Genomic DNA, 18,147 nt, shown 5'->3' on the forward strand with positions numbered 1-18,147 from the left:
GACCGTTCAACAGGCCGCGGCGGCGTGGATCAGGGGCTTGTCTCCACCCTTTGGGCGGACCGGATCATATCAATGTAAATCAGGGCATCGAAGCAGTCTGCAGTTCGCCAGACCTGGTTCATCGCCGTGTTGAGGAATGGGCGGGGCAGGGACCACCAAGCGCGCGCTGCGCCGTGCGGTGGGAGCGCTCTGAGATCAAGGGCAAAGGATGAACGGCCCACCTGCCCAAGCAGCGCGGCCGTGCTGGACTGATCGACCTTTGCTTCCAGAGCCGTGCCACCCGCACCATAAGCGGTGCCTAACACGATCAGGTCGCCACCCAGCATGGCATCGAGATGCTGGCCAAGGGACGAGAAGCGGTTACCGCCCGCGCTCTGTGGGCATTTGCGGATGTGCAGATTGTGGGCAAACAGGAATATTCGTCCATCCGCGCCTTCCTGGTCGAGTATCCACTGGACGCTTTCGGCGCTGGAGGCGTCATGCTGGTTGCGATCGCTGCCCCTGCTGCCCCACCATCCCGAGGCGCGAAGATCCGCGTCCAGATTCTGGGCGTTGCGGGCATTGCGAAATGCGCGTTCGAACGCCTTTGCGGATGTGGCATCGCTCCATTCGATCCGACGGCGTTCGAACAGTCGCACCAGATCGGCGATGGCCAGCGTCTGCCTATCTTTTTCACTCTGATCGAAAGCTGCATATCCTGCGGTGGTTAGCTTCTTCAGCAACGGCTCCAGGCTAGCCGAAAGCGCAAGTGCCTGCGGTTCGCCCCGGTCGGTCGCATAGGCCGTCGCGGCGTCGAAGACCGGCCGCGCATAAAGCTGCGCGCCCTTGTGATGACGGCCCATCATCTCGATCCCATAGAAGCGGACCTTGCGCTTGACGCCGGCGCGGGCATTATGGGCGCGTAACCACTCGAGCAGTTCCAGATTGGCCTGCATGGCGTCTGGCGCGCGGAAGGTGAAGACGTCGCGCACCAGCGCTGTGGTGAACGTCCCTTTGCCAGCAATATAGTCGTCGATCGCTATGGACTGGGCAAAACCGGTCTCTGCGGCGATGGCGGTGATGCCGTGGCGCTCCACGCCCGTGCGGACCAACTGATTACGCAAGGTCAGAAATTCCTGCGCGCCGTGCGTCGCTTCACCCAGCGCAATGACCCTGCCAGAGGTCATGAGGCCGCGCAGCGACCGGGGGGCATCCAATGACGCTGAGGCGCGGCGTGCCCATGCAAGAGCCGCAATCTGTTCCGTTGCCCCGGTCTCGCCCGAGGCCGCCGCAGTTACGGCGGTTCCGCAAGCGAGCGAGGCCACGATGGTCGCCGCGACCCTTCCGACGCCAGCCATCATCGGCCGCCCACGAAGAATTCGACAGGCACGACCAGTTCGATTGTCTCGCCCTTCCTGTCCTCCGGCGGCTTGGGCAAGGGCTGAGCGCGTTTGGGCAGGGCCACAGCCTCGGCATCAAGGGAACGCACACCCGAGGTCCTCTCTAAACTAGACGACAGCACCTTACCGCTGCGATCAATGACGAAGCGAATATAGGGCACACCCTGCTGGCGGCGGAACTGCGCTTCCCTTGGATAGCGCTTCACCTTGTCCAGCGCGGCGAGGACGAGCCCTTCCCAGCTTGCCTTGTCGCTGCTGACCTGACGGGCTGGAGGCGGGGGGCGACTTTCCGGCGCTGTCGTCTTTTCCACTGGCGGCGTGGGTGACTCAATGTCGGCAGGCTTTTCGACCGGAGCTGGAACGGTCGAATGCAGCGTCAATGCGGGAACGATAACGTCTATCGCTGGCGGCGTTGATGGCGCGGGCTTGCTTTCGACCTGCTCAGGGCCTTTCGGCTCCTCGCGGACCTCCTCCTCCGGCGAGGCAGGCAGCGCTACATTGAATGTGCTGAGCGTGGGAGCCTCACGCCGGGGCGCAAGACTTCGCCACTGTGTCAGGATCAAGGCCAATGGGACGGCATAGATCAGAATGGTGAGAATGATCCCTTTGGCCCGGCCGCCACTTTGTCGATAGCCGCGATCAACGGGGTTGGATGCAATGAACATCAGATGCTCCATGCGAACAGGATGACGGCCGGCGCGCCGAGCGCTGACAGGGTGGCCGCCTGCAGGATCCACCTGGGCCGATAGGTGATCGCCATCGTCACGATCATCGTTGAAAATGCCGTGACGCCGGCCCAGCTGGCAGTTCCGACCGCATAACCGAAGGCGGCCACCGGGATGGCCAAGGAAAGAAGGATGAGCAGCCATCCCGCGCAACGCAGCCTGCGTTCGCGGGGGAAAGAGGCTGTCGTTCCGATCAGGTCGCGATGGTGGCGTGGCAGCGACAATGCCAACAGGATAAGGGCAGGCAGGCAGAGCAACAGGCTGGCAAGCATCATCATGGCATCAGCCTTCCCAACAGAGCGACAAGGCTGGCGAGCGGTGTGGCGGCGATGACCAGCATCGCCCAGCCGCGGGTGGCAGTGCGAACATGAAAAATGGCGCAGACGATGGCAGCATAGCAAAGGAAAGCGGGAATGGTCGCGGCCAGTACGGCCTGTGCCGGGTCCACACCGGCCAGTCGCAACAGTTGCGACGCCAGCATCACGATCAGCGCGGTAACGCCATAGCCGCCGATCGCCGCTGCGAAAGCCTATGGCGATACGATAGCGCACCGTTCCTCTTGTCGGGTGGCGCATCTCAGCGTGCTCCGCGGACATCGGAGCGGGATCGTGCAGCAACCCTACGCGCGGCGATCGCCAGTGCCAGGCCGATGCCCGCCACCGTCAGGTCGAAACCCGCCAGCCTCCAGTCGCCTGCCGGTACTGTGATCCCAAGGTGTCGGTCGGTGGTGAGCGCGTTGAGCGGCGGCAACAGCGCATAGGCTGCCGCGCACAGGCAAAGCCCTTCGGTCCATGCCTTGCGGGGCGGGCGCACGGCGGCCCAGAATAGAACCATGCCGATCGCGATGAACAGGCTGTGCATTTCCCACGCGGCGCGGGTCTCCAGCGGCGCGGGCAGCAGCCGGTTCGCCCAGAAATAGGCGGCGATCCCCAGCGGCATGCCGATGATCGCCGCGATGTTCAGGCATTCGACCAGTCGGAACCCATAGTCACTCCGACCTGCGTTGATCTGCTTCTGGCGGCGTTTCACCGTCCAGAGGATGAGGCCAGTGCCGACCATGGCGCAGCCAAGCAGGCCGGAGGCGAAGTAGAGCCAGCGCAGTACCGGTCCCGCGAACAGCCCTTCATGCAGGGCGATCATGCTGTCCTGAACCTGCCATGTCCCGCGCCCACGCGGCGGCGCCCGCTCGATCAGGGCGGCCGTGACGCCGTCGAAGCGCATGCGGTCCCCGGCGTCGGCGGTCAGGCCGCGAGGGAAACGGGAAATGGTGACGCGAGCGCGGCTCTTGCCGGGATTTTCCACGATCAGACTTTCGACGGTGCCCTGTCCCCACAGAGTTTCGGCACGGGTGACCATGCTGGACAAGTCGGCAAGTGGTGCTGCCGTCCCGCTCTCCTGCAAAATGGCGGCACCGCGTGGTCGGCCGCGCCTGTCTTCGCCCCTTTCTGCCCCTCGCTCCGGGCCGGACATGAACTGCGCGTTGGCGCGGGGATTGAGCGGATTGGAATAGCCGTCATTGTCCCACTGACGCTCCAGTCCATAGGTCAGGTTCATGGCCGCGGGCATATAGGCGTACATGAAGAACATGAGGCCGGTGTATGTGATCATCAGGAAGAAGGGCAGAGCGCAGACACTGATGACATTATGCATGTCCAGCCAACTGCGCTGCCCCTTGGCCGGGCGGAAGGTGAAGAAGTCCTTGAATATCTTCTTGTGCGTGATGATCCCGCTCACGATTGCCAGCAACATCAGCATTGTGCAGGCGCCCACGATCAGGATCGCATTGGCCTGCGAGACATAGTGCAGCCGGTAATGCAGCCGATACAGCCCTACGCCGCCCGATGTGTCGCGCGCATCGGCGCGGGAGGGCAAGGGCGTGCCGGAGCCGGCGACCGGATCAAACAGCATGCGCATCTGCCGGCCTTCGCCATGGTCGCCTCTTGCCCGACGTTCTGGACGGTGTGATGATCCCGGCCTGTCTGGCCGGGGCCAGGACACTGTCCATGCCGTCTGGCCGCGTCCGCCGGGCAGGTCGATTGACCAACGCGGCGCTTCGGGCGCGGTCCGAGCCAGATAAGCCTGTGCCTTCGCAACGCCCGCGGCCGGAGTCATGGGCGGGGCGATGCTGGCAAGCGGGCGCTCGGGCTGCATCCACCGGGTGATTTCATCGTCGAAATAGCCCGTCGTGCCCGTAAGGAACACAAAGAACAGCACCCAGCCGACGATCAGCCCGGACCAGTTATGCAACCATGCCATCGACTGGCGGAACCCCTCCTTCATGGATGGTCGCCCTGCCGCTTCGCGCCCTTGCCTGTCATCAGTAGGTAAAGCGCGCGTTGAACATCACTGAACGCCGCTCACCATAGCGGTTGTCGGACGCGAGCGTTCCAATCCGCTGATAATAGGTCTTGTCGAGCAGGTTGTTCGCATTGACCGCCAGCTTGATATCGTCATTCAGGTCGAAGCCGATGCGGGCGCTGAGCAGTGCATAGGCCTTCTGTTCGATCGTATAGATGCCCGACAGGCGATAGATGCGGCTCTGGGCATTGATACCGCCGCCGATGGTCAGGCGATCGAGTTCACCCGGCAGTTTGTAGGTAGCCCAGACGCGCAGCAAATGTTTGGGCGTCGTGGTGTTGAAGGCCAGTCCTTCATTGGTGCTGGGCGTGCCGGTGGCCGTGCGATCACGCAGATATTTCGTGTTTACGTAAGTGTAGCCCGCCATGATCTGAAGGCCAGGGATGACTTCGCCGGACATCTCGGCTTCGAAGCCCTGACCGCGCACCTTGCCGTCGGCAATATAGCAGGCCCCGCCCGTGGGCGACCCGGCGCAGGGTTCGGGATTGTCCGGATCCTGTTGCGAACGGTTGCTCTCGATGATGCGGAACAGGGCAAAGGAGGTATTCAGCTTCCCATCATAGAATTCGCCCTTGATGCCCGCTTCATAATTGGCGCCGATTGCCGGCTCCAGCGGGTCGCCAGCGACGGTGTAGAGCGTGTTCTGCACCCGGAAGATATCGGCATAGCTCGCATAGAGCGACCAGTTCTTGGCAAAGTCGTAGATGATCCCACCATAGGGCGTAAACACGTTGCTTTCCTTGGTGTATTCATAGTCCGCGGTCAGGCTGGCGCGCGACGTGGTCTTGTAGGTGCTGAGGCGACCGCCCAGAATGACCTTGAGTGGATCGGCAAGGTTGAGCCGCGCGACACCGTAGAGGCCGGTTTCTTCGGTCTTGCTGTAACGGCCGGTAAAGCTCGCCGTACCGAACACGGGCGCTGCGGTCGCCCATGGATCGGCATCGAAGATGGACTGACTGACAGGCACGATGGTTGCAATCGCCGTCTTGGGATCTTCCACCGTCTCGCTGGCATAGGAGGCACCGAACATCAGTTCATGAACTCGCCCGAACAGGCTGGCTTCGCCGCTGACCTGCCCATCAAAGCCCAAACGATCGCGGGGATTGAAGAATTTGGTGACGCTGCTGGTCAGCCGTGGACCGATCCCGGTGGCGGGATTGATCGCGGCGTTGATGTTGGGCGCGACATAAGTCTGGTCCCAGTGTTGGCGATTGACTGTAATCTTCGCCTTCCAGCTGCCGCCCAACTGCTGTTCGACACTGGCGAAGATGTTGGTCGCCTTGACGTCGAAGAAATTCCAGCCCGGCGCCAGCCCCCGCGAGGAGCGAGGTAGGCCCGGATCGGTGCCGTCCGAGTAAAGCGGCAGCCCCGAATTGAAGAAGCTGTCGGTGCGGTTATCCTCATAGCTGCCGCCGACGGTGAACAGCGTCGTCGGCGTCACGTCGATTTCTGCGATACCGTAGAAGAGCGGCTTCTTGGCATGCTGAAGATCGTAGAAATATTTGCGGTCCTCATAGGCCGCGACGCCGCGCACGCGCAGCCAGTCGGTCACAGGCACGCTGATGTCCGCTTCGGCGCGATACTGGTTCCATGACCCTGCCTGAACGACCAGACCATAGCGTGGCTCGGCCAGCGGACGCTTGCGCACCAGATTGACGACACCGCCCGGATTGCCGGTGCCGGTCACAAGGCCGGCGGCGCCGCGCACGATCTCGATCCGATCGAACATTGCGGTGTTGGGCGTATAACCGCCGGTCGTCCCACCAGCGCCGGGGATGCCGTCGATCTGGGTGTTGCCGACTGAAAATCCTCGGGCGTTGAAGGTGTTCGAACCAAGGTTGGCGGTCGTGGCCGACATGCCCGTCGCCGCTTCGATCGCGTCATCGATGGTGATGAAATTGCGGTCTTCAATCTGCTGGCGGGTGATGACCGTCACCGACTGCGGTGTTTCGCGCAGGGTCAGGGGCAGCTTCGAAGAAGTGACGGCGCCGCGGGTTGTGTAGGAGCGAGAGCCTTCGGTAGCCAGCATGTCCGAGGCCGGACTGGCGGCCAGGCCAGCGCCGATGCTACCCGCACCTTCGACCCGGACCGGACCAAGCTGCACCGCGCCATCGGCGGCCTCCGGCGCAGCCTCCAGAGTCACGCTGTTTGCGCCGGTAAACCGGTAGGTCAATCCCGATCGCGCGAGAATGCGCGACAGCGCTTCGGCTGCAGACATCGTACCCATGGCGCCCTGCGACCCAAAGTTCGGCAGGGTGCTGCCATAGGCAAGGGTGATGCCGGTCTTCTAGGTAAAGGCGGCGAGAGCGGAGCCAAGCGGTTGCGGCGCAATGTCGAACCTGACAACGTTGACGGTCTGGGCGTGTGCCGTCGGTGCTGCCAGCTGAATGGATACAACCACCATCGTGGAAATCGCGCAGTGCAGCGCTGCCTTGCCCATGGCTCCAGCCATCCGACGTTCCTTCATTATCATCGTCTAATCCCCGCTTCACATCGTTCGCGCCAGCGCTTCGCAGCGCCTACAGAGAGAAAGACGGACGGGTTTCGCGATTGTCAGGTTCGCTACTGATAATTATTTTCAGGATATCGGTCTGATGATCGTCAACAGTGGTGTAAGCCGGGTTATGCGCATGGGCAGGCTGCCGCCCAACTGGATCAATGCCTCATCGACCTTGCTGGCATCAATCATCAACGTGACGGGCTGGCTGGCCAACATGTCATCCATGATCCAGGTTTTGCCAGAGCGCCAGCGGTCCAGTTCTGCCACGACTTCGCGGAGCGGGCGCGAGATGAAGACAAGCCGGCCCTGCCGCCACGCAAGGGCAGTAGTGTCCGATGCTTCGGGGATTGTCGGCCCATCTGCGTCATAGCGGCAACTCTGCCCCTCTCGTACGTCCGTCGATCGGCCTGAAGCATTTACGCGAACGCTATGCTCGGTAACGGTGACAAGAGCGCCGCCTTCATCCCTCGCCACAGCGAAAGCGGTGCCGAGCGCGGTTGTGGTACCGCCCGCACTCTCGACAACGAAAGGACGCCCAGGATCGCGTGCGACCTTGAACCACGCCTCGCCATCATAGAGCTGGATACGGCGTTCGTGGCCTGTAAAGGCGACGGAGATCGCCGAGCCTGTCGAAAGTTCGACCGAGGACCCATCACCGAGCGCCACCGTCCGCCGTTCGCCAATGCTGGTGGTGTAGTCGGCAAGAGGATGCGGGCCGAGAACTATCCTGCCTGTCCCCGCGAGCACGACGCCCGCCAGCGCGATGCTGCCCGCCCCGCGCAGAACAGCCCGGCGATCGCGAGGCGCATCCGGTCGGGCAAGACTGGGCAAATGGCCCGAAGCGCCCCAAAGCCTTTGCAGGCGATCATAAGCCGCGCCGTTTGCAGGATCGGCATTACGCCACGCTTCGAAAGCGGCTCGCTGGCTGGTATCGGCAGGATCTTCATGTAACGCGACGAACCAACGGGTGGCTTCTCTGGCTACCGGGTCCAGCCGGTTGAGCGGATCGGATCGAAGACGTCGGTTCACGCACATTGAGTCCCATTGTCGTGCGTCGACCGCACTTTGACCTAACAGCTAGACGAGCAAGGATGCAGATTGTCAGGCTTGGTCGTCAAATTCGGTATCAGCGGCCAACTGAATGGCGATTAGCGCCTTGGTCATGTGATCGTGGACCGTCTGGCGTGAGACACCAAGACGGCGGTCGATTTCTGCGAAGGACAGACCTTCGAAGCGCGACAGCCGGAAAACCTGGCGTGGGCGACTGGGCATCGCCGAAATTATCGCATCCATGCGACGCAGCTCGTCGCGTGTGATGAGCTGCGTTTCAGCGCTGGGGCGTGGATCGGCTATGCGGGCGATGGCGTCATCAGGCGCCCATGTCTCGACACCCAGCGCTTCCCGACGCCGATGATCGATCATCAGATTTCGAGCGACTTTGAAGAGATAGCCCCGGATATTCGAGATCGTCCCGCCGTTCGATATCCCGTTGGAGACTCTCGCCCAGCTTTCCTGCGCTATATCCTCTGCCTCCGGTGCGCCGCCCATCCGCTTGCGCGTATGATCGACAAACGTGCGGTGGAATTCGCGGGCGAGCGCGTTCATATCCTCGGCACTATTGTCCATCATCGATTCCAGGCTTCCGATATCCAGGCATTGTCGCCAGGTGGGATCGCCCTAGCTCCGTTGCGATTAGTTCGCAAGAAGCGGCACGAATGTGCTGGCGTGCCTTGTCGCTCGATATGGCAGTTATTTCCGCTTCAGCGTGTATAAGCCGCCATTCTCCTTACGGCCAGAATGAGACATCGTGCTTGTGGTTGTCGAGCTGGAGGGGCAGGAATTGCGGCTAAGCGAAACAAATGCACGTCTCATCCCATATTGTTCATTATGGGGGTACTGCAGGGGGACTCTTCGACAAGTTGTAGGGAAATATCACGTAAAATCATTGCATTGGGCTTATCGTGAGGCCCATTCGAGATCCTACTCCCGCAACCACCTATTAGACCCTGTCAAGCCCTTGAGCTGGCAGGGGTTTTTATTGCACGCAAAAAGCGCATGCGTGGGTCCGCGAGCTGTAAAAAAAAACAGCCCTTTTCCATCGAATAATATCAATAACTTACCGCGACGACTGTAAAACGCATGTCCGGTTTTGGACGTCCGTTCTTGTAATCTGGAATGAATTTTTAAGCGTAGCCGATGTCCAACCTGAAGTCCGATGCGGCGAGGGTAACCAGACTTCTGCGCTGCATGCATTCTGCGACTGATCGGATGTCGTTGGTGATAAGTCCGGCGATGGGGCGTCGTAACCTCTCTAGCTGTTGGCCGGTCGCAAAGTGTTGCGGCCGGGTGGCCGTCGCGCATGTCTGATCTGCCCCCACCGAGTGGCCCGATTGGTTTGTTAGTGGATTAAGCCCATCGCCGCCATATCCGGACGGAGGTGGAGCGAAGCGGAACCGGAGGCCGGATATGGCGGTGTCGCCGTTTCCGGTGCCGGCGGTCGGTAGCCCAAGCTGCTGTGAGGGCGAACGGTGTTGTAATGCCGCCGCCATGCCTCGATCAGCACCTTGGCCTCAGCGAGGCTGTAGAAGATCTCGCCGTTGAGCAGTTCGTCGCGAAGCGACCCATTGAAGCTTTCGTTATAGCCATTCTCCCATGGTGATCCCGGCGTGATATAGAGCGTCTTCACGCCGATCTGCCCCGACCATTTCTGGACGGCGGTCGCGATAAACTCGCTACCATTATCGGATCGTATATGCGCTGGTGGCCCACGCGAGATGAACAGGTCAGCCAGCGCCGCCAGCACATCCTCGTGTTTGAGCTGCCGGGCAACGATGAGTGCCAGGCATTCCCTGCTGGCCTCGTCGATGATCGTCAGAATCCGGAACTTGCGGCCATCGTGCGTGCGCCCTTCGACGAAGTCGTAGGCCCACACATGCCTGGGATACTCAGGCCGCAAGCGGATACATGATCCGTCGTTGAGCCACAGGCGTCCCCGTTTGGGCTCACGCAGCGGGACCTTCAGTCCTTCGCGTCGCCATATCCGCTCGACCCGTTTGTGGTTCACCGTCCACCCTGCATGGCATAGCAACGCCGTCACTCGGCGGTAGCCATAGCGGCCATATTGCTTCGCCAGCGCGACGATGTCCTCCGTGAGCGCCTGTTCGTCATCTGCCCCACGCGGCACCTTGCGCTGTGTCGATCGATGCTGCCCCAGCACCCGGCATATCCGTCGCTCGGACACCCGGATCGGCAAATCTCGTCGCAACTGATCGATGCAGCGCCGCCGCCGCGCGGGGCTCAGAAGTTTCCCTTGGCAGCTTCCTGCAAGATCAGCTTGTCCAACGTCAGATCCGAAATCGCCCGGCGTAGCCGCTGGTTCTCTTTCTCCAGATCCTTCATCCGCCTCGCCTGGTCGGTCTTCAGGCCACCATATTCCTTGCGCCAGCGATAGTATGTCTGCTCGCTGACTGCGATCCCGCGGCACGCCTCTGCTGTCGAGGCTCCCTGCGCCAGAACAATCTCAACTTCACGCAGCTTGCCGATAATTTCTTCCGGCTTGTGCTTCTTGCTCGGCATTCATCGTCCCTTTCGTGGTCCAGACTATCATAGTCTCTGGGCCACTCAGCGGCGGGCAGATCACTCTGCAGGGCGCTCACTCAAAGGGCGCCGATGCTTGATGATATCGACCATGCTGCCACCGAAACGGCCAGGACGGCCGCGCTTGTGCTTGGCCCGCGGCAACAGGCGATGCCAGTAATCCTTCTGTGCAGAGCGGTGATAGATGAAGCGATAGATTGACTCTGGACTGATGAGGGTGCGACCATTTTCCAGCGTCAACCGGCCGGCGATCTGTTCGGGAGACCATCCCATCGCAAGGCCGTCTCTCACCCGGTCGCGCAGGTCTGGTTGGCGTTCCAGCTTGAAGCGGCAATCCCATCGTCGTCGACGCTCGGCGAGATGATGGGCGCGCACTGGCTCGTAGCCGCCAGGCCAGGCCTTCGTCCTGACGCTGTTGCGCCGCAGTTCGCGACTGATCGTGGACGCTGAACGCCCCAGACCCGTCGCTATACTTCTTCGAGATTTACCGGCTGCATGCAGCCGGTAAATCTCGATCCGCTCTTCAAGGCTGGGCTGGCCATAATCTTCTCCCATCGCGGCAACATCCTAACAGCTGTTGCACTTGTTCCGTGAACTGAGGGGGGGCTCTGGTGGTAACAGAAGGAGGTCGGCCATCTTGCGCTTCCCGTTTATCTCGCGTGCGCCTGTCTGAGATGCCAGCCTTCGCTGGCATGACGGGGTAGAGGGCGGTCGATTATTCCCCCAATCCCGCCATGCCGGCGAAGAATGGGAAGGTGATGGTGGGGTGGCTCCACCCATCAGGGCAGTGCCGGCGCTGCCCCATGCGCCTCACCCATGCGGCGGATGGCGGTGACCTTGGCGTGGAGCGGGGACCAGTCGTCGGACTGGTCGATCGCGCTCCAGATCGCTTCCACCTCGTCGATATGCATGGAGCAGGGCGCCGCGTCCGACCAATAGGCGTGGTCGCAGGCGCCGGGGACGGGCGGGTGGTTGGTCAGTTGGTCGCGCAGTTCGGCCCAGATCGGCTCGCTGTAGCGGGCGGGGTTGCGGGGCGTGCCGCCGCGCCAGTCCTGGAAGAAGATGTCGATCGGCGTCGCGGTGGTCATCATCGCGCGCACGGCGGTTTCGATCATGGCGGCGCTGTCCGCACCCGGCAGGACGCCGAGGCGCCAGCAGAAGCGGCGCTGCATCGCCTGGGCATAGAGAGCGGGGAAGCGTTCGAGCTGTTCGATCAGCGGCGGCGCTTCGCTGAGCGGGCGCAGTGACACGGCGAGCTGGGCGACGTCCCAGTGGATCGCCTCGGCCTGGCGGGCAAAGGCGTAGAGGCCGGCATGGTCGAAATAGGCGGCGGTGAAATTAGCGTCCCAGAGCGGCGTGAAGCGCCACGGGCCATAGTCGAAGCTTTCGCCGGTGACATTGATATTGTCGCTGTTGAGCACGCCATGGACGAAGCCGGCGACCATGTAGCTGGCGGCCAGGTCCGCGGTGCGATCGACCACGCGGCCAAGCAGTTGGGCGGGCGGGTTGTCGCCCGGCTGCTCCCCATAGAGGCGGGTGAGGGCATAGTCGGTGAGCCTTTCGAGCAGCCCATTATCCTCGATATAGGCGGCGCGCTGGAAGCTGCCGATGCGGATGTGTGAATGGCTGAGGCGGACCATCGCCGCGCCGCGCGTGGGCGAGGGTTCGTCATTGCGCTCCAGCGCTTCGCCGGTCTCGATGATCGAGAAGGTCTTTGACGTGTTGACGCCCAGCGCCTCCAGCATCTCGGTCGCCAAAATCTCGCGCACGCCGCCCTTGAGCGTCAGGCGGCCGTCGCCGAAGCGGCTATAGGGGGTCTGGCCCGATCCCTTGGTGCCAAGGTCGAGCAGGCGGCCGTCCGCGTCCCGGAGCTGAGCGAAGAGGAAGCCGCGGCCGTCGCCGATATCGGGATTATAATGGCGGAACTGATGGCCATGGTAACGCAGGGCGAGCGGCTGGGGGAGGTTGTCGGGCAGAGGCGCGAAGCGGCCGAAATGGGCGATCCACTCTTCGTCGCTCAGATGATCGAGGCCGACGGTGGCGGCTGCGCGGTCATTGCGGAAGCGCAACAGGGTCTGCGGAAAGTCCGCAGCATGCACCGGATCGGCGATGTCGGGCATCAGCGCGGTGATTTCCGTGGCGGGGTGGTAATTGGCGGCTTGCGGCTTGTTGTCCATGCGGCGATATGGGGGAGCATGGGCGGAAGGATCAAGCTTGACCGGCTATAGTGACGCATATTGGTGGTCCCCGGATGGACTGCGGCTGCATTATCGCGACTATGCGGGCGGCGAGGACGGGCGGCCGCCCGTACTGTGCCTGCCGGGGCTGACCCGCAATGCGCGCGATTTCGAGCCGCTGGCACAGCGGCTGGCGGGCGAGTGGCGGGTGATCTGCCCGGATATGCGGGGGCGCGCGGAAAGCGCCTATGCCAAGGATCCGATGAGCTATGTGCCGCTCACCTATTTGCAGGATATCGGCCGGTTGTTGGCGGACCTGGCGATCACCCGCTTCGTGGCGGTCGGCACGTCGCTGGGCGGGATCATCACCATGTTGATTGCCGCGACCCATCGCGAATGGCTGGCAGGCGCGGTGCTGAACGATGTCGGCCCGACGCTGGACGAGGCGGGGCTGGACCGGATTCGCGGCTATGTCGGCGTCGGCCAGTCGCACCCGAGCTGGGTCCATGCGGCCCGCGCGCTGGAGGAAGCGAATGGCGATGTCTATCCGGCCTATGGGCTGGAGCAGTGGCTGGCGATGGCCAAGCGCCTCTATCGGTTGAACAGCGGCGGGCGGATCGTGCTCGACTATGACATGCGCATTGCCGAGCCGCTGCGCGCGCCCGGTGGCGAGGCCGGTGTCGACATGTGGCCGGTGATGGCGGCGTTTCAGGGCATTCCGACCCTGTTGCTGCGCGGGGACCGATCGGACCTGCTGAGCGCGCCGACGGCGGAACGGATGGCGCGCGAGGTGGGGGCAAGCGCGGAACTGGTGATGGTGCCCGATGTCGGTCATGCGCCCGCGCTGGACGAGCCGGCGGCGGCGGCCGGGATCGACCGTTTGCTGGAACGCGTGCTGCGTGGCTGATGGCGGCGGCGTGAGGCGGGGCGATCCGCCGCGCATCCTGCATATCCATGGCAGCTTCACGCTGGGCGGCAAGGAAGCCCGCGCGATCCGGCTGATGAACATCTGGGGCGACAAGGCGCGGCACAGCATCGTCAGCGCCGCGCCAGAGGCGCTCGGTGCTCGCAGCGCGATCGCGCCGCAGGTGCCGGTCGATTTTCCCGAAGCGCCGCCCTTTGCCGGGCGGCCGGGGCTGGCGCGGTTCCGCGCGATCGCGCAGTTCCTGTCCGGCTATGACCTGGTGCTGGGCTATAATTGGGGGGCGATGGACGGGGTGATGGCGCACCGGCTGTTCGCCCGGTCGATGCGCCTGCCGCCGCTGATCCACCATGAGGATGGCTTCAACGCCGATGAGGCGGCCGGGCTTAAGCCGCAGCGCAATCTCTATCGGCGCATGGCGCTGGGGCGGGCGCAGGCGCTGGTCGTGCCCTCGGCCCGGCTGGAGCGGATCGCGCATCAGGCGTGGAAGCAGCCGGCCGGCAAGGTGCATCTGATCCGCAACGGCATCGACGTGGCGCGCTATGCGCAGGCGCCGGCACCGGATGCGATACCGGGGCTGGTGCGCACACCGGGCAAGCTGCTGGTCGGCACGCTGGCGGGGTTGCGGGCGGTCAAGAATATTCCCCGGCTGGTGCGGGCGGTGGCGGCCCATCGCGCGCGGCTACAACTGGTGGTAGTGGGCGAGGGACCGGAGCGCGATGCGATCCTGGCCGAGGCGGCGGCGCAGGGGCTGGACGATATCTGTCTGGCCGGGTTCATGACCGACCCCTGGCGCTTCGTCGGCCTGTTCGACATTTTCGCTTTGTCGTCGGACAGCGAGCAGTTCCCGATCTCGCTGGTGGAGGCGATGGCGGCCGGACTGCCGGTGGCCTCCACCGATGTCGGCGATGTCGCCAATATGGTGGCGCCGGCCAATCGTCCCTTCGTCGCGGCGGATGAGCAGGGGCTGGCCGACGCGCTCGGGACGCTGGCCGCCGACCCGGAATTGCGCGCCGCATTGGGGGCGGCAAACCGGGCGCGGGCGCAGCGCGATTATGACGAAAAGACCATGGTCGACGCCTATGCCGCATTATATGGCGAGGCTCTGGCCAGCCCCCACATTTTGCGCTAGGGCGCCCTACAGTTCGTCATCCCTGACAAAAACTGTTATAGGACGACATTTCAACCGGTCTGGGGAGGCCGGTTCATTTCGCGGGAGAAGTCGTTGTTCAAGGGTTTGAAACCCATCGTCTATGGTGGCCGTGAAGTCTGGCCGCTGGTCGAAGGTGGCAAGGGTGTTGCTGTTTCCAACCATGCCAGTTCGGGCGCCTGGGCGGCTGCCGGAGGCATCGGCACGGTATCTGCGGTCAATGCCGACAGCTATGACTCCATGGGCAATATCATCCCGCAAATCTATCATGGCCGCACCCGCCGCGACCGCCATGAGGAACTGATCGCCTATGCCATCGACGGTGCCGTCGAGCAGGTGAAGCGCGCCTATGAGATTGCCGGCGGCAAGGGCGCGATCAACATCAACGTGCTGTGGGAAATGGGCGGTGCGCAGCGCGTGCTGCACGGCGTGCTGGAAAAGACCAAGGGCATGGTCGCCGGCGTCACCTGTGGCGCGGGCATGCCCTACAAGCTCAGCGAAATCGCTGCCTCCTACAATGTCAGCTATCTGCCGATCGTGTCGTCGGGCCGTGCCTTCCGCGCGCTGTGGAAGCGCGCTTATTCCAAGGCATCGGAATGGCTGGGCGCAGTGGTCTATGAAGATCCCTGGCTGGCCGGCGGCCACAACGGCCTGTCCAACGCGGAAGATCCGCGCGCGCCGCAGGATCCCTATCCGCGCGTGCGCGACCTGCGCGCCACGATGCGCGAAGGCGGCATTTCCGACGACGTGCCGATCGTCATGGCCGGCGGCGTCTGGGCGCTGAAGGACTGGAACGACTGGATCGACAATCCCGAACTGGGTGCGATCATGTTCCAGTTCGGCACCCGTCCGCTGCTGACCCAGGAAAGCCCGATCCCGCAGGATTGGAAGGACCGGCTGATGCAGCTGGAACCGGGCGACGTGCTGCTGCACAAATTCTCGCCCACCGGCTTCTACAGCTCGGCGATCCGCAATCCCTTCCTGCGTTCGCTCGAAGCGCGGTCGGACCGCCAGATCCCGTTCAGCACCGAGCAGGCGGGCGACCATACCCATCAGCTCGACGCGGGCGTGAAGGGCAAGAATTTTTGGGTGACGGTCGGCGATCTGCTGCGCGCGCGCGAATGGGTGGGCCAGGGCTTCACCTCCGCGCTCAAGACGCCGGACAACACGCTCGTCTTCGTGACCGAGGAAGAGAAGGCGGAAATCCGCAAGGACCAGACCGACTGCATGGGCTGCCTGTCGCAGTGCAGCTTCTCCAGCTGGATGGACAGTCAAACCAACTCCACCGGTCGCCTGGCTGATCCGCGCAGCTTCTGCATCCAGAAGTCGCTGCAGGAATCGGTCCATGGCGGCGACCTGGACAAGAATCTGCTGTTCGCCGGCCATGCCGCCTATCGCTTCAAGCAGGACCCCTTCTATTCGAACGGGTTCGTGCCGACCGTGAAGCAGCTGGTCGACCGCATCCTGACCGGCGACTGATGGCTGCCGATATTCAAGGGCTGGCGGTGCTGCAATATGGCACGCCGCATTTCGACGTGGTACGGCCGGGGCAGTTCGTGCTCTGCGCCGTATCGGGCGCGCGAATCGACCTCGACGACCTGAAATATTGGAGCGCCGAGTTTCAGGAAGCCTATCGCGGGCCGGAGGAGGCGACGGCCTCCTTCCTGCGCCACCGCGGTGCAGCATTTCGCTGAGCCGCGGTAAGTGCCTGCCACTATTCGGCTTTTTGGCATCGTTCGATTAGTTGAATCGATCGCTGTGCGCTGCAGCGAAAATTTCAAGATGTTGCGATTTCCATTCATCGCCCTGGTGGCACGTTTTGTCGTGAGATTGCTGTTCCCACGTCCATTTATCTGATGTATTCTTCCTCAACAGGCGGCGCAGATCGTCTTTTGGGTGAAGGATGTGTCAGATGTCTCGAATTGATGTCTTCGGCGATCGTATCTGTCTGGTGAGCAGCCTGCTGATCCTGGGCTGGTTCATTTACAACGTGTCCTTCTAAACAGGACGCGACCGGGAAAGGCAGGGCGATCCGTTTGGCGATGCAAGTCGCTGGATGCGCTTTGTTTTTTTCGGATCCTGCTGGATTTTCCTCTCCTTTGGACAGCGGTATCGGCTGGCAATTGCTGCCGGAACCGATATGAACGCCGGGAATGCTTTTAACAGGGCGTCCTCGGGGCGCCCGTTCACGCCAGTCATGGGAGTAGCCCGCCGTGAAAACCCGCGCCGCCGTCGCCTTCGAAGCGAAGAAGCCCCTCGAAATCGTCGAGGTCGATCTGGAAGGCCCCAAGGCGGGCGAAGTCCTGGTCGAGATCATGGCGACCGGCATTTGCCATACCGACGCCTATACGCTGGACGGGTTCGACAGCGAGGGCATCTTCCCCTCGATCCTGGGCCATGAGGGCGCCGGCATCGTCCGCGAAGTGGGTGCTGGCGTCACCAGCCTGGTGCCGGGCGACCATGTCATCCCGCTCTACACCCCCGAATGCCGCCAGTGTAAGTCGTGCCTGAGCGGCAAGACTAACCTCTGCACCGCAATCCGCGCGACCCAGGGCAAGGGGCTGATGCCTGACGGCACGACCCGCTTTTCCTACAAGGGCCAGCCGATCTTCCATTATATGGGCTGCTCGACCTTCTCCAACTTCACGGTCCTGCCCGAGATCGCGCTGGCCAAGATCCGCGAGGACGCGCCGTTCCAGAGCAGCTGCTATATCGGCTGCGGGGTGACCACGGGCGTGGGCGCGGTGATCAACACCGCCAAGGTGCAGGTGGGCGACAATGTCGTGATCTTCGGCCTGGGCGGCATCGGCCTCAACGTCATCCAGGGCGCGCGCCTGGCCGGTGCGAACAAGATCATCGGCGTCGACATCAATCCCGATCGTGAGGAATGGGGCCGCAGGTTCGGCATGACCGAATTCCTCAACTCCAGGGGCATGAGCCGTGAAGAGGTCGTCGCCGCGATCGTCGCGATGACCGATGGTGGCGCGGACTACACGTTCGACGCCACTGGCAACACCGAAGTGATGCGCGTGGCGCTGGAAGCCTGCCATCGCGGCTGGGGCACCAGCATCATCATCGGCGTGGCCGAGGCCGGCAAGGAAATCAGCACCCGTCCGTTCCAGCTGGTTACGGGGCGCAACTGGCGCGGCACGGCCTTTGGCGGGGCCAAGGGCCGCACCGACGTGCCCAAGATCGTCGACATGTACATGACCGGAAAGATCGAGATCGACCCGATGATCACCCATGTCATGGGGCTGGAGGACATCAACAAGGGGTTCGACCTGATGCATGCGGGCGAGAGCATCCGCAGCGTCGTCGTCTTCTGAACCGATAACCCAA

At 62.9% G+C, this 18,147-nt stretch carries 16 protein-coding genes and 1 pseudogene; 5 read left to right on the top strand and 12 right to left on the bottom strand.

Annotation, left to right across the window (positions count from 1 at the left end; genetic code table 11):
* Nucleotides 1-29: 29 nt before the first annotated feature.
* The 12 genes and pseudogenes from VHN57_RS05880 to VHN57_RS05935 form a co-directional block, all read right to left on the bottom strand.
* Nucleotides 30-1,340 (bottom strand): erythromycin esterase family protein, encoded by a 1,311-nt coding sequence (locus VHN57_RS05880; RefSeq protein WP_423283105.1) that lies wholly within the window; start codon nt 1,338-1,340, stop codon nt 30-32.
* The gene (locus VHN57_RS05885; protein WP_423283107.1) at nt 1,337-2,044 is read right to left on the bottom strand and encodes an energy transducer TonB family protein; all 708 of its coding nucleotides are present in this window, start codon (nt 2,042-2,044) and stop codon (nt 1,337-1,339) included. Before VHN57_RS05885 ends, VHN57_RS05880 begins: the two co-directional genes overlap by 4 nt.
* Nucleotides 2,044-2,382 (bottom strand): DUF3325 domain-containing protein, encoded by a 339-nt coding sequence (locus tag VHN57_RS05890; RefSeq protein WP_278987451.1) that lies wholly within the window; start codon nt 2,380-2,382, stop codon nt 2,044-2,046. Before VHN57_RS05890 ends, VHN57_RS05885 begins: the two co-directional genes overlap by 1 nt.
* Nucleotides 2,379-2,588, bottom strand: a complete 210-nt coding sequence (locus VHN57_RS05895; protein WP_278987453.1) for a hypothetical protein — start codon at nt 2,586-2,588, stop codon at nt 2,379-2,381. The genes VHN57_RS05890 and VHN57_RS05895 overlap by 4 nt, the downstream gene beginning before the upstream one ends.
* A gap of 92 nt (nt 2,589-2,680) precedes the next feature.
* Nucleotides 2,681-4,384, bottom strand: coding sequence for a PepSY-associated TM helix domain-containing protein (locus tag VHN57_RS05900; protein ID WP_423283109.1), 1,704 nt, complete (start codon nt 4,382-4,384; stop codon nt 2,681-2,683).
* Nucleotides 4,385-4,421: 37 nt separating this feature from the next.
* Nucleotides 4,422-6,689, bottom strand: a complete 2,268-nt coding sequence (locus tag VHN57_RS05905) for a TonB-dependent siderophore receptor (RefSeq protein ID WP_278987456.1) — start codon at nt 6,687-6,689, stop codon at nt 4,422-4,424.
* Between the two features lie 60 nt (nt 6,690-6,749).
* A complete protein-coding gene (locus VHN57_RS05910; protein WP_423283112.1) occupies nt 6,750-6,914 on the bottom strand; it encodes a hypothetical protein in 165 nt (54 codons plus the stop codon).
* A 126-nt stretch (nt 6,915-7,040) separates the two neighbouring features.
* A complete protein-coding gene (locus tag VHN57_RS05915; protein ID WP_278987460.1) occupies nt 7,041-7,991 on the bottom strand; it encodes a FecR family protein in 951 nt (316 codons plus the stop codon).
* A 72-nt stretch (nt 7,992-8,063) separates the two neighbouring features.
* Nucleotides 8,064-8,567: an RNA polymerase sigma factor gene (locus VHN57_RS05920; RefSeq protein ID WP_278987461.1), complete on the bottom strand. Its 504-nt coding sequence runs from the start codon at nt 8,565-8,567 to the stop codon at nt 8,064-8,066.
* A gap of 793 nt (nt 8,568-9,360) precedes the next feature.
* Nucleotides 9,361-10,538, bottom strand: a protein-coding gene (locus VHN57_RS05925; protein WP_423283115.1) for an IS3 family transposase whose coding sequence is annotated in 2 segments (ribosomal slippage) — nt 9,361-10,274 and nt 10,274-10,538 — 1,179 coding nt in all. Because the reading frame shifts where the segments join, the coding sequence is not laid out codon by codon here.
* A 63-nt stretch (nt 10,539-10,601) separates the two neighbouring features.
* Nucleotides 10,602-11,114: pseudogene (locus VHN57_RS05930) on the bottom strand (transposase); the annotation flags it as partial.
* 224 nt (nt 11,115-11,338) lie between these two features.
* Nucleotides 11,339-12,736, bottom strand: coding sequence for a protein adenylyltransferase SelO family protein (locus tag VHN57_RS05935; protein WP_423283117.1), 1,398 nt, complete (start codon nt 12,734-12,736; stop codon nt 11,339-11,341).
* Nucleotides 12,737-12,773: 37 nt separating this feature from the next.
* On the opposite strand from VHN57_RS05935, the gene VHN57_RS05940 reads away from it, so the two are divergent.
* From VHN57_RS05940 to VHN57_RS05960, 5 genes are all read left to right on the top strand, one after another.
* Nucleotides 12,774-13,643 carry an alpha/beta fold hydrolase gene (locus VHN57_RS05940; RefSeq protein ID WP_278987560.1) on the top strand — a complete coding sequence of 290 codons (870 nt, stop codon included), beginning with the start codon at nt 12,774-12,776 and terminating at the stop codon, nt 13,641-13,643.
* A complete protein-coding gene (locus VHN57_RS05945; protein WP_278987559.1) occupies nt 13,636-14,790 on the top strand; it encodes a glycosyltransferase in 1,155 nt (384 codons plus the stop codon). The genes VHN57_RS05940 and VHN57_RS05945 overlap by 8 nt, the downstream gene beginning before the upstream one ends.
* A gap of 93 nt (nt 14,791-14,883) precedes the next feature.
* Nucleotides 14,884-16,287, top strand: coding sequence for an NAD(P)H-dependent flavin oxidoreductase (locus tag VHN57_RS05950; protein WP_278987557.1), 1,404 nt, complete (start codon nt 14,884-14,886; stop codon nt 16,285-16,287).
* On the top strand, nt 16,287-16,502 hold the full coding sequence (locus VHN57_RS05955; RefSeq protein WP_278987556.1) for a DUF2093 domain-containing protein: 216 nt from the start codon (nt 16,287-16,289) through the stop codon (nt 16,500-16,502). The genes VHN57_RS05950 and VHN57_RS05955 overlap by 1 nt, the downstream gene beginning before the upstream one ends.
* 519 nt (nt 16,503-17,021) lie before the next feature.
* A complete protein-coding gene (locus VHN57_RS05960) occupies nt 17,022-18,134 on the top strand; it encodes an S-(hydroxymethyl)glutathione dehydrogenase/class III alcohol dehydrogenase (RefSeq protein WP_048937047.1) in 1,113 nt (370 codons plus the stop codon).
* Nucleotides 18,135-18,147: the final 13 nt, after the last annotated feature.

It is taken from the genome of Sphingobium salicis subsp. salicis (genome assembly GCF_049472635.1).
In the GTDB taxonomy this organism is placed as follows: domain Bacteria; phylum Pseudomonadota; class Alphaproteobacteria; order Sphingomonadales; family Sphingomonadaceae; genus Sphingobium; species Sphingobium yanoikuyae_A.